Here is a 14,808-nt window from a genome sequence, read left to right as displayed (position 1 = left end):
ATATCAACCACCACTAAACTTCAACGTTTGATCCACATCCCAATTTGCACGCACTTCTACAGGTGTGGGAAAGTAGCGAACTTCTTCGGATTGGCGTTTTTCAAGATAATTTCCAGTATCCCAAACTTTGTTTTTGTTATCATCATAAATAATTCTGATAGTAAACATGGCAGGTTGTATCAAATTAAAATCAAAAACCGTTTCTCCTTCCGAATAAGCAGAAGCTTGAACAACACCTTTGTCATTTGTTAGTTCAATAATAATCGGAAACGATTTAATTCCTTCCAATCGTAAGCGTAAGTTACCATATTCAGAAACATCTCTGGTAGAAACTCGATATCCGGTAGAATCGCTTTCTCGTTCTAAAAAATCAGTAAAAGCACCTTTTTCAAGGGTGAAACTATACTTTTCAAGCGGTTCTTTCTTAAAATCAATTTCAACTTCTTGTTTCAATTCATCATATTTTGTTGAAAAGGCAACCGCTACCGAGTCTTTATTTATCAATTTTATTTTTGAATCATCAATTTTTGTCAACGGAACGGAACTGCCGAGCGTAAAATTTTCCCTAAAATGCAGCGTACCGCTTTGTTTAGGTTTAATGCTTAATGTGTCTGATTTTTGGTTTTTCATTTTAACCGTAAATTCCTTTTCAAAATCATTCCGATTGATTTTTAACGAAAGTGAATCGGTTTTAATGGGTTTAAACCAAATTTGAACCGAATCTTTTCCTTGAAAGGGTGTAACGATTGTGGGAATAATTTCATTGCCGTTTTTCAATTCTGTTTTGAGGTTATCAGCTTTCCCTTCATGGCCAACAATAATTCTATTTCCGGAAGCTTGTGATGGTTTCATCGGTTTAAACGGAAGAACTTCTTTAAACAACTCTAATTCATACGCAGACTCACTTGGAACAGTAATCGTTTCACTAAAAAACGCAATTTTATCCGACTTTGGATCAAATTTGTTATTGCTGCTCACATCTTTCATCGCAACTAAAAGGTAATTCCCTTCTTTTAAATTTTCCAGTTTAAATGTTTTGCTACTGTCTAGCGTGTTGGTAATGTATCGTGGAAATTCTTTATAAACGACAGAATCGTTAAATTTTTCATTTTTTTCATACAACATAACCGAAACAAAATTATCGGTTTTACTATCAAATGCATCTTTGATGGTTCCATTTATTTCAAGCGAATCGATATACGTTCCGGTAGAAAAAATGTATTTAAATTGTTGATAAGGGTTTCCTTCATTGTTATCCTGAATACTTTTTCCAAAATTAAAACTATAGGTAGTATTTTCAAGTAAAGTATCTTTAATGGTAATCGTAATTTCTTTTGAAGCGACCATTGGAGAGATTAGCGGTTGCGTCTTCATTGGTGGCGAAATAATCAACTGCTTGTTTATATCTTTCAACTTCACATATTCGTCAAATTGAAGTTTAATGACATTTCCTTTAAAATTAGTTGAAAAATTCTTAGGTTCACTCAGTTTCAAAATAGGCGGAATAGTGTCTTTCATGCCACCAGTAATAAAACCTCGCTTGGCACAACCTGTAAACAGAACCGTAATAAGAAGCAGAAAAAAAATTCTCATAATTTTATCAGATACATAAAGTTGCCACAAAATAACAATTATATTTAGTGTAAACGAAATGTTTTAGGTTTTTCTTTACGTATGCTTAGTGTGTATAAGCTATACAAACAATGCTCAATTTTGTTCCCGGTATTTTTAGGATGGCTTTTCCGCATTGCTCTAAGGTTGATCCGGTTGTAATGACATCATCAATCAAAAGATAATGTTTGTTGTGATGACTTTCATTGAATTCAACTTCAAAAAAGGTTTTTTTGGCTTCTGTTCTTTCTAAAAACGACTTTTTGGTTTGAGTAACAGAATAAGTATTTCGGTGTAAAATATCCTCATAAAAGGGTATTTGTAATGATTTTGAAAGTGATTGACCAAATGTAGTTAATTGATTGTATCCTCGTTCTTTCATTCTCTTTTTATGTAAAGGAACCGGAATAATTGCATCAAATTTTAATTCGGAGTGAATTTTTTGAAGCTCTTCTCCATACCAATCACCTAAAAAAGTACCCACTTGTTGTCTTTTTTTATATTTTAGATGATGAATGAGTTCCTGCACCAATCCTTTTTTGTGAAAATAAAGTAGGGCAGAAGCATGTTCTAAAGGCAAACGACCATAAAATTTTCGTAAAACTTCGTTGTCCGGATTTTCAGTATGTCTTGTGAGAGGTAATCGATGGCGACATAGTGCACAAACCGAAATTTCGTTGGTAAACAAAGGATTTTTACAAGCTAGACAAACTTCAGGGTAGAATAAATGGAGTATACTTTTCAGCATTTTGGCGTGTATTAGGTTCGAAATGGCGTTTAGTTGAGTAAACTAATATAAAAAAGACTTGATTTTAAGAATTAGAGTAGCAAACAATTACTTGTCGAAGCTGAACAATTCTGTTATTTCTAAATCCAATGCTTTTGATATAGCATAAACAGAGCTTATCGTTGTGTTTATCTCTCCTCTTTCAATTCTTCCAACTTGTGAAATTGGAATATCGGCTGAGTAAGCAAGAGTCTCTTGAGATATTTTTTTAGAAACTCTTATTCTTCTTAGGTTTTCACCAAAAGCAATTATAAAATCTATATTCTTTACATTATTCACAATGTAAAAGTCAGGATATATAAAAATATTTATAAACGCATATATGCGTTTATAAATATTTTTTATTATGTTTGTAACAAGATAATTCGTAATAATTTTTTTTTATTACATTTACTATGTTTTAAAATTATAAACTTAAATCAATTAGCTTTTATCATGAAAACCAGTTTAAAATTACTATTCGTTTTTATTGCAACAATTTTATTATTTACTTCTTGCGATAAAGATTTTTACGAAGATGTTGAGTTGCAGAAAAACAATTTAGAATCAATTGATGTAAAAACAATTACCTATGATGAGTTTAAAAGAAAACTAAAATCAGTAGAAAACAAGCCGGCAGTAAAAATGATTTTGAATAATACAAATTCCATACGTCATTTTGCAAGATCAGGCGATGATTCTGAAATTGAAATCTTTACAGATGTAATCAAAGAAATAACCTCAGGAACATACAAATCTTATACGATGTACATCAAGACATCGGACACGATAGCCAGTAAATTTTATAATCTTACTTTAGAAGAGAAAGAAGGAAACACCGATGCTTTTATTACAAAATATAGCCCTACCGAAAATTGGTTAGATGACAAAAGCCAACCATTTGAAGGAGGAATAACCACCTTTAGAGTAGAACCTGGACCAGGAGGTTCAATTAAATTCACACATGTTGATGAGGAAGGAGGAGGTGAAGTTGAGGGATCAAATATTTATCCTATTGCTTGCGATGGAACAGTTCAAACCACCATTATTGTGGAAGCCATTATGTGTTCAGAATTTGTCCACTGGCCATGGTCGCCAACTACACCACCTTGCAATGCTAGTGTTAAGGCAAAATATAAATACACTTACAGATATGAATGTGTTCCAGGTATTACGTTTCCGGGTTCTGGAGGTTCTAACCCTGGAGGAAGTTCACCAGTTGGAGGAAATAGCCCTGGTTCATCTCAACCCGGTGAACCATCAAATAATTCATTAACAACAATAGTTGGTGAGCCTATAATTAGACCCTCGGTACTTTATTTGGCTGATCTTTTATCGCTGAATAGTCGGCAAATCACCTTTCTTAGCAACAACCCAGTTGTCGAAGCACAAATATCAAATTATATTAGTGAAAATACAATAGGAGGTGTTGTTAGTTCTGAAGTGAAATCGTTTGTTTTAGAGTTTATTCAAGGTGCACTTGAAAGTGGTTTGAATCTAGATTTTGAAAAATCATTAAAATCACCAGCAAATATTGATTTTTCAGCAATTGATCAAAACACCCCAGAAGGACAACAATTTACTTGGATTTATAGTAAGTTAATGGAGTCTTCTGTTTTTAAGCAAATGTTTACAGAAACATTTCAAGTTAGTGACCCCAGAATAAACGTTAAATTTGAAGTTACAGACGAAGGTATTCCTTCAGGGGCAAATGGAATTTGTAAAATCCAAGGATCTGATGGAAACTGGCACAACACGATTAAAATAAGAAAATCTATCATCGGTGAAGATTCTAATTTATCTATTGCCAAGACTATTTTACATGAATGCATACATGCTTATTTAAACATAAAAAAAATAGATTCAAATTTAGGCACAACTATTGCTCAACTTAACGGACTAGACCTTGGTCAATTATTAGGCACATTTACAGGAGGTTTTGGTGGTGTTCCTGTTGCAAACGGAACTGTAACACAACACGATTTTATGTTTACCTATATGTTACCCGTTTTTACAAATGTATTAGCAGATTTGAAAGATGACTTGATTTTACCAAGTCATATTGTTGAAGCTGAGCAGGCAATATGGTACTTATCAAATGATGAGGAATACAATTTTAATTGGCCAGATTTATATTTTTACCTTTCTTTGAATGGTTTACATGGATCTGCCCCTTTTCAAAATGAATTTCCTACCAATTCATTAAATTTTGAAAAGTATTATTTCATGCAAGAATTAGGTGTTTTATCATTAACTAAAACTATGTTCTAATGAAGTTTTTATCCTTTTTCCTGTTATTTTTTAATTTAGTTTTTTCTCAACACGAAAATGAACTAAATAAGGTAGATAGTGTTTTTGTAATATTTTCTGAAAGTGATAAACAAAAGATTTACACTAAGATTTTAGAAAAAGATTCTAATGAACTAAATAAAATTATGTACATGTTTTATTTTAGTGATGGTAAAAATTGTAGTTTTCGATTTTATAAACAATTCAATTACGATCCTGATGGAAATGAAATTCTAAAAACTTATAAATTAAATAAATCCTTTTTAAGAAAAAACAAACATAAAATTATCACTTACGAAGAAATCAATGAAAAAGGTTTCATCAACTTTATTGATTTTCTTAGAGAACGAAAGGTATACATCATTGATTTGGGGGAGGCAAAAGGCAGGCATCTCATTGCAAGAGGGGTAATATTTGGCTTTGTTGCCGAAGAATAAATGAATTCTAACTCGATTTTATGTTTACCTATATGTTACCCGTTTTTACAAATGTATTAGCAGATTTGAAAGAAAAATTGATAAGTCAAACGGACATCTCAGCAGCAGAAAATCAAGAACCTTGGGTTTTATCAAATGATGAAGTTTATCATTTTAATTGGCCAGATTTGTATTATTATTTATCGCTTAATGGTTTGCATAATTCAGCACCTTTTCAAAGCCAATACCTTGAGGTTTTACAGGTAATTGCGTTTTGATTATATTAAATTTAATTCTGAAAGTATATGCAATAATTTAGTGTGTTAAAATTTATTTTCAAATCAAACTTTTTTACCCCTACTTTTTATATTTTTGCACCATTATGGCAAAACAAGAAGATAATTTTAAGAATGTAATTTCACACGCAAAAGAGTACGGATTCATTTTTCCGTCCAGTGAAATTTATGACGGTTTAAGTGCCGTTTACGATTATGCTCAAAACGGAGCAGAATTAAAGAAAAACATTAGAGAATATTGGTGGAAATCAATGGTGCAAATGCATGAAAACATCGTAGGTATTGACGCTGCGATTTTTATGCATCCAACAACATGGAAAGCTTCCGGTCACGTAGATGCCTTCAATGATCCGTTAATTGACAACAAAGATTCTAAAAAAAGATACCGTGCTGATGTGTTAATTGAGGATTATGCCGAAAAATTAAACCAAAAGGCACAAAAAGAAATCGACAAAGCCAGAGAACGTTTCGGTGATGCTTTTGATGAAGCCCAATATGTGACCACCAATCCTCGTGTGATGGAATACAAAGCCAAACAACGCGAGATTTTGGAAAGAATGGCTCGTTCGTTGGGCAATGAAGATTTGGCCGATGTAAAGGCTTTAATTGAAGAATTAGAGATTGCTTGTCCGGAATCCGGTTCACGAAATTGGACCGAAGTGCGTCAGTTTAACTTGATGTTCGGAACCAAATTAGGAGCTTCTGCCGATTCTGCGATGGATTTATATTTGCGTCCGGAAACCGCTCAGGGAATTTTTGTGAATTTCTTAAACGTACAAAAATCAGGTCGTATGAAAATTCCATTCGGAATTGCACAAACCGGAAAAGCGTTTAGAAACGAGATTGTAGCTCGTCAGTTCATTTTTAGAATGCGTGAATTTGAACAAATGGAGATGCAATTTTTCGTAAAACCGGGAGAAGAGATGAAATGGTATGAATACTGGAAAGAAACCCGTTTAAAATGGCATTTATCGCTTGGTTTAGGGAAAGAAAATTACCGTTTTCATGACCATGAAAAATTAGCTCATTATGCTAATGCGGCGGCAGATATCGAATTTAATTTCCCATTCGGATTCAAAGAACTGGAAGGAATTCACTCCAGAACCGACTTCGATTTGAAAGCTCACGAGCAATTTTCAGGAAAGAAATTACAATATTTTGATACGGAAGAAAACAAAAACTATGTTCCGTATGTAGTTGAAACTTCAGTTGGTTTAGACAGAATGTTCTTGGCTGTTTTCGCTAATTCATTAACAGAAGAAGCCTTAGAAGACGGTTCAACACGAACAGTTTTGCGTTTGCCATCGGTTTTAGCACCAACCAAAGCAGCCATTTTACCTTTAGTGAAAAAAGACGGTTTACCAGAGATTTCCCGTAAAATTGTAGAAGAATTAAAATGGGATTTCAATGTAGCGTATGATGAAAAAGATGCTGTGGGTCGTCGTTACAGAAGACAAGATGCATTGGGAACACCATTTTGTATCACAGTTGACCACCAAACCATAGAAGATGAAACGGTTACTATTCGTCACCGAGATTCGATGCAACAAGATCGTGTGAAAATTTCTGAATTAAGAGATATTATCGCGAATGATGTTTCGATGCGAAATTGGTTGATGAAAATGTAATAACCATTCAATAATATGTAATAAGGCTTTCCTATCGGGAAGCCTTATTTGTTTAAATTTGCAAGACATTTTTGGATTATGGAATCGAATGATTTTCAAAATTATTTTTATTTTTTAGTTGCTGCACTTGTTTTGGTGGTGGGAATAGCTCTTATTTTGGGATATAAACTGTTTAAATCCCTGAAAAGAAAAGAAGCTATCGAATCGCAATTTCAGCAATTAGAAGATAAAGTCAGCAATTTACAACTGGAAACGTTGGAGGCAAAACTCAATCCACATTTGTTTAAAAACATATTGAATTCTATTCAATCACATGCTTATCAAACCTATTTTGCATTAGATAAACTAGCGAATGTGTTGGATTATATTTTATACGAAAGTCGAAAAAAATTCGTCACACCAAAAGATGAAATTGAATTTGCTTGTAACTTAATAGAAATCAATAAAATAAAAGTCAGTCCGCTTTTTGAATTAAAGGTAAAAATGAAGGTAAAGGAAGAAGAATTACTTTACAATCAAAAGTTAATTGCTCCGATGATTTCTATCGATTTAATTGAAAATGCATTCAAACACGCCGATTTACAAAGTGCGGATGCTTTTATTTCCATCGTATTTGAATTTAAAGAAAGTGTTTTTAGTTTAACCGTTTCCAACAAAATTTCTCGAAAATCAAAATTAGAGAAAGAAAAAGGAGGTTTTGGAACACAAACTCTTGAACAAAGATTAAAAATCATCTACAAAGATCATTTTAAACTGGATAGATTTGTAGAAAAAGACGTTTATATTGCTCACTTAAAAATTAATTTACTTGAACACAAAGCTGAAATGCTTGCTGCTCGACGATGAGTTGCCCGGATTAACTTATTTGAAAATGCTTTGCGAACAAATTCCTGAATTGGAAGTAGTCAAAGCATTTAACAACCCCGATGTGTTTTTAAGTGAAATCCCCGAATTAGATTTTGATTTATGCATTTTAGACATCGAAATGCCAATGATTTCGGGCATTGAAGTGGCAAATCTATTACAAGGAAAACTTATCATTTTTGCTACAGCTTACAAAGAATTTGCGTTGGATGCTTTTGAATTGGATGCAGTGGATTATCTGCAAAAACCCATCAAAAAAGAGCGATTGCAAATGGCTGTTCAAAAGGCGTTGAAAAGAATTCAGCAGGAAATTCCAACCAAGAAATTTACTCAACTACAAGCAGATAAAGGTAAAATACTATTATATTTCGACAAAATCAACTACGTCAAAACCGCCTCGATTGATAGCAGAGACAAAGAAGTTTTGCTGGATGATGGCTCAACCGTTATTTTAAAAAATATTTCTTTCGAAAAATTACTGGAATTATTACCAACTTCAGATTTTTGCCGAATTAACAAACACGAAATCATCAAACTTAGTATTGTTCAGTTTTTTTCAGCTGATTTGATTACTACAAATTGTACTTTAAGAGAGAAAAACCTTGTGCTTACGTTAGGAAATTCATTTAAAAAGGATTTTTTATCAAAACTTACTTTATAAGTTGTTACATTTTTTTGCAGTTTCATTACAAAAATGAAATGTCCTATTTCAGTACCGGATTTTACTATTTTGAAATGATAGAATTTTGAGGAAATTAAATGAATTTCCGATGAAAAACTTTAAAAACTCATTCTTCTACATTCTAATTATTGGTGGATTTTCTGCTTTGATGTATTGGATTGCCGTTCAAGGCGAAAAACTGGAATACAATAGAAATATTGAAGTCGTTTCTACCAATTTATCACAATGGGATTCGTTTTTAGAATCAATTACGCACAACATTCATCATCCGTTAGCGATACTTTTAGCTCAAATTGTTACAATCATTTTAGTGGCTAGGATGTTTGGTTGGATTTGTAAAAAAATCGGTCAACCTTCCGTTATTGGTGAAATTATTGCCGGAATTGTTCTAGGACCTTCGTTATTCGGCATGTATTTTCCTGAATTTTCAGCCAATCTTTTTCCTGCTGAATCATTAGGAAACTTACAATTTCTTAGCCAAATAGGGCTTATTTTATTCATGTTTGTAATCGGAATGGAGTTAGACCTCAAAGTGCTTCAAAACAAAGCTCATGACGCAGTTGTAGTGAGTCATGCCAGTATCATTATTCCGTTTGCTTTAGGGATGGGATTGGCTTATTACATTTATGAATCGTTTGCTCCCGAAGGTGTTCAATTTGCCTCTTTTGGATTGTTTTTGGGAATTGCGATGAGCATTACGGCTTTTCCGGTTTTAGCAAGAATTGTTCAAGAACGTGGTTTGCACAAAACCCGCTTGGGAACGATGGTTATCACTTGTGCCGCAGCAGATGACATTACTGCTTGGTGTTTGTTGGCCGCCGTAATTGCCATTGTTAAAGCAGGTTCATTTGTGAGTTCGCTTTATATCATTGCATTGGCTGCTATTTATGTGTTGTTAATGCTAAAATTGGTTCGACCCTTCTTAAAAAGAGTTGGCGATCTATATGCAACAAAAGAAAAATTGAGTAAACCTGTTGTAGCTATCTTTTTTGTAACGCTGATTGTTTCTTCATATGCTACGGAAATTATTGGAATTCACGCTTTGTTTGGAGCGTTTATGGCAGGTGCGATTATGCCGGATAACATGCGTTTCAGAACGCTTTTTATAGAAAAAGTAGAAGATGTTTCCATCGTTTTACTTTTGCCGCTATTTTTTGTTTTTACTGGTTTGCGTACCCAAATCGGACTTTTAAATGATCCTTATTTATGGAAAGTGACGGGTTTAATCATTTTAGTTGCAGTTGTCGGAAAATTTCTCGGAAGTGCTTTAGCAGCCAAATTTGTGGGACAAAATTGGCGTGACAGTTTGACCATTGGTGCGTTAATGAACACAAGAGGGTTAATGGAATTGGTCGTTTTAAACATTGGTTTTGATTTAGGAGTTCTCACGCCCGAAGTTTTTGCAATGATGGTCATTATGGCGTTAGTAACTACATTTATGACCGGTCCGGCATTGAATTTAATTGACCTAATTTTCAAAAAACCAACTCATGAAACCATTCCGGCTGAAGTTATTGATGCTGGGAAATACAAATTACTATTTTCATTTGGCGATAGTCAAAGTGGTAAAGCATTGTTGCGTTTGGGAAATTTTTTTACTAAAAAACAAGGTGAAAATGCATTGATTACAGCCATGCACTTGACACCTACCAACGAAATCAATCATATTAACATTGAAAATTATGAAAAGGAAAGTTTTGAACCCATTTTAAACGAAGCTAAAGTAATTAATCAACCGCTTTCCACTTTTTTTAAAGCATCCAACGATATTGATTCAGACATTACTAAAACAGCCAATCAAGGCGATTTTGATTTGCTTTTAATCGGTTTGGGACAATCAATGTTTGAAGGAAGTTTTTTAGGTAAAATTTTAGGATTTACTACCAGAATTATCACACCAGATCGTATTTTAAATACAATAACCGGTAAAGATAATATTTTTGAAGAATCTATTTTTGATGATAGAACCCGTCAAATTTTAATGAAAAGTGAAGTTCCGGTTGGGATTTTAGTGGATAAAAAATTCACCAAAGCAGACATTATTTTTGTTCCTATTTTTGATAAAAGTGATGCTTATTTGATAAATTATGCTCAAAAACTCATTCACAATAATGAATCGCAGATTACGATTTTAGATTCTAAAGGATTAATCAAAAACAATCCTGAAATCAAAGAAATGATTCGTTCCATTGAACAGAAAGCACCTAATCACATTACGCTGCTAAACGAACAAAAAATAGAAAAAGAATTCTTGCTTAAACAGGATTTGATGTTGATTAGTCTCAACAGCTGGAAAAAATTGGTTGAAACTAGAGGAATTTGGTTGAGCAACACACCTTCAACGTTAATAATTCAGAAATAAAACATTGCAAAAATTATTAAAGTAAAAAATCCCAAACTCACTCGAATTTGGGATTTTTCTTTTTAAACATTTTCTTTAATAAATTCCTCAGAAAAAGCTTTGATTTGATCGCGAACCCTTCTGAACTCAGCAATTAATTCCTTTGCGGTTCCTGATGCTTTTGACGGATCTTCAAAACTATGGTGAATTGTTTTTGTTTTAGTTGGGAAAAACGGACAAGCTTCTTTAGCATTATCACAAACGGTAATAACAAAATCAAATTCAATATCGGCATATTCATCCACGTGATTAGAAGTATGTTTCGAAATATCAATACCGTCTTCGGCCATAATTCCAATTGCAAACGGATTCAAACCGTGTACTTCCACACCGGCACTGTAAACTTGTGCTTTATCGTTAGCAAAATGCTTTAAATAACCATGAGCCATTTGGCTTCTGCACGAATTTCCGGTGCATAGAACGAGAATTTTTTTCATTTTATTTGTAGTATTTGTGTTTTAACCAAAAAGATACTCTTACCAGCAAAATCAATGCAGGTACTTCCACAAGAGGACCAATTACACACGTAAAGGCTTGTCCGCTATTCAATCCGAAAACGGCAATGGCAACTGCAATCGCTAATTCAAAATTGTTTCCGGCAGCTGTAAATGAAACCGCTGCGTTTTGATCATAAGGAGCTCCAACTGCTTTTGTTACAAAAAAGCCAATGATGAACATAATTGCAAAATAGATAAGCATCGGAATGGCAATCAATACAATATCAAGCGGAATTGTGACAATTAATTCGCCTTTTAAACTAAACATTACTACAATGGTGGCTAATAAAGCGATTAACGTGATGGGTGATATGGTTGGGATGAATTTCGTGTTATACCATTCTTCGCCTTTTAGTTTTACTAAAATGATTCGGCTTAAAAAACCCAACAAAAAGGGTAATCCGAGATAAATCGCTACACTTTCGGCAATGGTTGCAATTGAAATATCAACAATCGCTCCTTCAAAACCAAAATAGGGTGGAAGAATCGTTATGAATATCCAAGCATAAAAACTGTAGAAAAACACTTGAAAAACACTGTTTAAGGCGACTAATCCTGCTCCGTATTCTTTGCTTCCTTCGGCTAAGTCATTCCAAACCAAAACCATGGCTATACAACGGGCTAATCCAATCAGAATTAATCCAATCATGTATTCCGGATGATCTTTTAGGAAAATGATAGCTAAGAAAAACATCAAAAACGGACCAATTATCCAATTTAATAGTAGTGAAATAGATAGGATTTTGGTGTTTTTAAACACTTTCGGTAATAATTTGTAATCTACCTTAGCTAATGGCGGATACATCATCAAAATCAATCCAATAGCAATTGGAATGTTAGTTGTTCCGGAACTCATTCCGTTGATATTTTCTGCTACAGATGGAATATAATAGCCTAAACCAACGCCAATAAACATCGCAATAAAAATCCACAAGGTTAAATACGAATCTAAGAAAGATAGTTTCTTCATAATCAATAAATTAGCAACAGCCTGATTCCGGTGTGCAACATCCTGCTGTAACTTCGGCTAATTTTACTTTTTGTTTCGGAGTTCCGCATGTTTCGCCACGGTCTATTGCTTTGCATTGTGTTTTGTCAGCAATTAAATTGACAATGATATCATCTTCAGAAAATTGAAAATCTTGTGGATGCATTTGTCTCGTGTCAAACGTATCATTTCCAAACTCAATTTTAACGGTTACATTTGGATTTAAAGGCAGTGATTTTTCAACCACATCAATAATTTGTAATGCTTTTGATGCTTTCATCGAACGAGGAGTTTCCTTTTGAGAAGGCTCCCAAAGTTGAAGGATAATTTCTGTCCAAGCATTCATTTTTCCACCACAATCAACCGAAGTGATAGCGTTTTGTTTTATTTCTGTAATATGAAAAGAAGGGTGCACAAATTGATTTTCACCAAATTGAAATTGCAAATGCAAATCCGGGTGTTGCACTAATTGATTTTTAAATTCTGACCAGTTCATAATTATTTGGTTTTTTAACAGCAGTCAAACGGACTACCATCGGGTTTACTAATTGTTTTGATAAAAGCTTTTACTTTTTTCCAAGTTTCTAAATCTAAGCAGTAACAGATGTTGTTTCCGCTGATATTTCCTTTGATTAAGTTTACTTTTTTAAGTTCCGCTAGGTGTCTTGAAACGGTAGATTGAGCTAAAGGAAGCACTTCTACAATTTCGCCACACACACAAGACGGCATGTTGCTCAATAATTTTATGATAGCTATGCGTGCCGGATGCCCAATTGCTTTAAGGATTTCGGCCATTTCGTTGGTCTCTTGAGAGAAGCCAGTTGTTTTTGTTATTCCCATATCGCAATATTACGATAAGGTTTCAAATAATACAAGTTTTTTAACGGAAATTTTTGCGTGTTATCGAAAGCCTTGTAATATGCTTTTTTAGCCGTGTTTTTTAACCTAAGTTTGTTGATAGTTATGGGTTTAGGTTTAGATGCTGAAAGCCTGTCATTTAGAAATATAATCGTGTAAAACGCCCCAATCTTTTTGCACAAGTAACCTACAAATCAAATTTATTTTAAAAAAGCAAGACCAGGAGTTGTTTCCTGATTTTTGTATTCAAAAGATTTTGTAGGTTTATGATGCACTCTTACCTCATTCTTGACGATGATAGCAAAAGCATTTTGAAAATCCAATCCGTAATGGAAGGGTTTTCAAATTTTCAGCTTATGGCTACTGCGACAAATTATGAGGACGGTTTGAATGCCATTTTAGAGTACCAGCCGGATTTTGTTTTTTTAGAGATCAATCCGCTTTCCTCTTCTTCTAATCTTTCTTTGTTGATTATAAATGAATTGCATCGTTTTTTAAAGAAGATTCCCAAAATTATTGCTATTTCGCACGATACAAGCAAAGCTTTTGAAGCGGTTAAATACGATGTATTGGATTTTTTGGTAAAACCATTTGACGAAGCAGATGTTCGCAAAGCATTATTGCGTTTTGAAAAAAACAATGATATTCCGGTTATTCGTTTAAACCCTGAACCACGAAAAATTGCGGAATTCAAAATTGTTGAACCAAATCCTGAAGTTCAAGAAAACGACAATTTAGCGAGAGAGTTAATTCCGATTCAGCCGGAACCTATTCAAGTTAATGCGGTGAATGAAGAATTGATTACGCTTTTAAAATCAGAATTATCCGATTTAAAAGAGGCTATTTTGGAAATGGCAAATCAACAGAAACCGGCGTTTGATTCAGAATCGATTACTTCACAAATACTTTCAACAATAGAAGAATCACTTCCAAAGGAAAATACAACAGTAGATTTAGAACCCATACTTTCCGAAATAAAAAACATCACATTTGATTCTCCAAAAACGATTGTAGCAAATGATGAAGTGCACCGCAATTTAATTTGCATAAAATCGTATGGCGATTATCGATTCTTAGAGTTAGATGAAATTGCTTTTTTGAAAGCCGATAACAATTCTACCGATATAACATTAAACAATGGAGAGGTCATTACTGCATTTAAAACCTTAAAATATTTTGAAGAAAATCTTCCTTCCTATTTCTTCAGAATACACAACAGTTATATTGTGAATAAAAACTACGTTTCCCGAATTCATACCGGAAACACGGTTTGCTACATTAAAAATTCGAAAACACAACTCCCGTTTTCCAAGAGCTACAAAGACAATGTAGAGCAAATTATAGCCCAATTAGCGGGGTTAGAATTCAAAGACATCTAAAACAAGTTATTCTACCAAGATTTTAGGTTATTCCACAATCAAACGAATGCAATCCACCATTAACGCCCTGATTTTGTTGGCTGTAGCAGATATGCACTATACTTTTACACCGTGAATGATTGTGTCCACGTGA

The 14,808-nt window shown here is 33.6% G+C and carries 15 protein-coding genes; 8 read left to right on the top strand and 7 right to left on the bottom strand.

What is annotated here, in order from left to right:
- Window positions 1-3: 3 nt before the first annotated feature.
- From M0M57_RS05495 to M0M57_RS05485, 3 genes are all read right to left on the bottom strand, one after another.
- Window positions 4-1,593: an Ig-like domain-containing protein gene (locus M0M57_RS05495; RefSeq protein WP_248436113.1), complete on the bottom strand. Its 1,590-nt coding sequence runs from the start codon at window positions 1,591-1,593 to the stop codon at window positions 4-6.
- An 85-nt stretch (window positions 1,594-1,678) separates the two neighbouring features.
- Window positions 1,679-2,359 carry a ComF family protein gene (locus tag M0M57_RS05490; protein WP_248436111.1) on the bottom strand — a complete coding sequence of 227 codons (681 nt, stop codon included), beginning with the start codon at window positions 2,357-2,359 and terminating at the stop codon, window positions 1,679-1,681.
- Window positions 2,360-2,446: 87 nt separating this feature from the next.
- On the bottom strand, window positions 2,447-2,677 hold the full coding sequence (locus M0M57_RS05485) for a helix-turn-helix domain-containing protein (RefSeq protein WP_248436109.1): 231 nt from the start codon (window positions 2,675-2,677) through the stop codon (window positions 2,447-2,449).
- Between the two features lie 156 nt (window positions 2,678-2,833).
- Here M0M57_RS05485 and M0M57_RS05480 point away from each other — a divergent pair, with 156 nt between their 5' ends.
- The 7 genes from M0M57_RS05480 (at window position 2,834) to M0M57_RS05450 (ending at window position 10,914) form a co-directional block, all read left to right on the top strand.
- Window positions 2,834-4,648 carry a hypothetical protein gene (locus M0M57_RS05480; RefSeq protein ID WP_248436107.1) on the top strand — a complete coding sequence of 605 codons (1,815 nt, stop codon included), beginning with the start codon at window positions 2,834-2,836 and terminating at the stop codon, window positions 4,646-4,648.
- Window positions 4,648-5,103, top strand: coding sequence for a hypothetical protein (locus M0M57_RS05475; protein WP_248436106.1), 456 nt, complete (start codon window positions 4,648-4,650; stop codon window positions 5,101-5,103). The genes M0M57_RS05480 and M0M57_RS05475 overlap by 1 nt, the downstream gene beginning before the upstream one ends.
- 20 nt (window positions 5,104-5,123) lie before the next feature.
- The gene (locus M0M57_RS05470) at window positions 5,124-5,360 is read left to right on the top strand and encodes a hypothetical protein (protein ID WP_248436105.1); all 237 of its coding nucleotides are present in this window, start codon (window positions 5,124-5,126) and stop codon (window positions 5,358-5,360) included.
- A 104-nt stretch (window positions 5,361-5,464) separates the two neighbouring features.
- The gene (locus M0M57_RS05465; protein ID WP_248436103.1) at window positions 5,465-7,006 is read left to right on the top strand and encodes a glycine--tRNA ligase; all 1,542 of its coding nucleotides are present in this window, start codon (window positions 5,465-5,467) and stop codon (window positions 7,004-7,006) included.
- Between the two features lie 78 nt (window positions 7,007-7,084).
- Window positions 7,085-7,852 carry a sensor histidine kinase gene (locus M0M57_RS05460; protein WP_248436101.1) on the top strand — a complete coding sequence of 256 codons (768 nt, stop codon included), beginning with the start codon at window positions 7,085-7,087 and terminating at the stop codon, window positions 7,850-7,852.
- Window positions 7,815-8,531 carry a LytR/AlgR family response regulator transcription factor gene (locus M0M57_RS05455; protein WP_248436100.1) on the top strand — a complete coding sequence of 239 codons (717 nt, stop codon included), beginning with the start codon at window positions 7,815-7,817 and terminating at the stop codon, window positions 8,529-8,531. Before M0M57_RS05460 ends, M0M57_RS05455 begins: the two co-directional genes overlap by 38 nt.
- A 109-nt stretch (window positions 8,532-8,640) precedes the next feature.
- Complete coding sequence (locus tag M0M57_RS05450) at window positions 8,641-10,914, top strand: cation:proton antiporter (RefSeq protein ID WP_248436098.1); 2,274 nt, start codon at window positions 8,641-8,643, stop codon at window positions 10,912-10,914.
- A gap of 62 nt (window positions 10,915-10,976) precedes the next feature.
- Here the strand turns inward: M0M57_RS05450 and M0M57_RS05445 are convergent, their stop codons facing one another.
- The 4 genes from M0M57_RS05445 to M0M57_RS05430 are packed head-to-tail and all read right to left on the bottom strand — an operon-like array spanning window position 10,977 to window position 13,278.
- Window positions 10,977-11,390, bottom strand: a complete 414-nt coding sequence (locus M0M57_RS05445) for an arsenate reductase ArsC (protein WP_248436097.1) — start codon at window positions 11,388-11,390, stop codon at window positions 10,977-10,979.
- Between the two features lies 1 nt (window position 11,391).
- Complete coding sequence (arsB, locus tag M0M57_RS05440) at window positions 11,392-12,420, bottom strand: ACR3 family arsenite efflux transporter (RefSeq protein ID WP_248436096.1); 1,029 nt, start codon at window positions 12,418-12,420, stop codon at window positions 11,392-11,394.
- Between the two features lie 10 nt (window positions 12,421-12,430).
- Window positions 12,431-12,934 carry a DUF6428 family protein gene (locus M0M57_RS05435; RefSeq protein WP_248436094.1) on the bottom strand — a complete coding sequence of 168 codons (504 nt, stop codon included), beginning with the start codon at window positions 12,932-12,934 and terminating at the stop codon, window positions 12,431-12,433.
- Between the two features lie 14 nt (window positions 12,935-12,948).
- Window positions 12,949-13,278, bottom strand: a complete 330-nt coding sequence (locus M0M57_RS05430) for an ArsR/SmtB family transcription factor (RefSeq protein WP_248436093.1) — start codon at window positions 13,276-13,278, stop codon at window positions 12,949-12,951.
- A 374-nt stretch (window positions 13,279-13,652) separates the two neighbouring features.
- Here M0M57_RS05430 and M0M57_RS05425 point away from each other — a divergent pair, with 374 nt between their 5' ends.
- Entirely contained in the window at window positions 13,653-14,675 is a 1,023-nt protein-coding gene (locus M0M57_RS05425) for a response regulator transcription factor (RefSeq protein WP_248436091.1), read from the top strand.
- The last annotated feature ends 133 nt before the right edge of the window (window positions 14,676-14,808 follow it).

Source organism: Flavobacterium azooxidireducens, assembly GCF_023195775.1.
GTDB classification, from domain to species: Bacteria; Bacteroidota; Bacteroidia; order Flavobacteriales; family Flavobacteriaceae; genus Flavobacterium; species Flavobacterium azooxidireducens.
The sequence above is the reverse complement of the archived record's forward strand: the minus strand, read 5'-3'. Positions and strand labels throughout refer to the sequence as shown.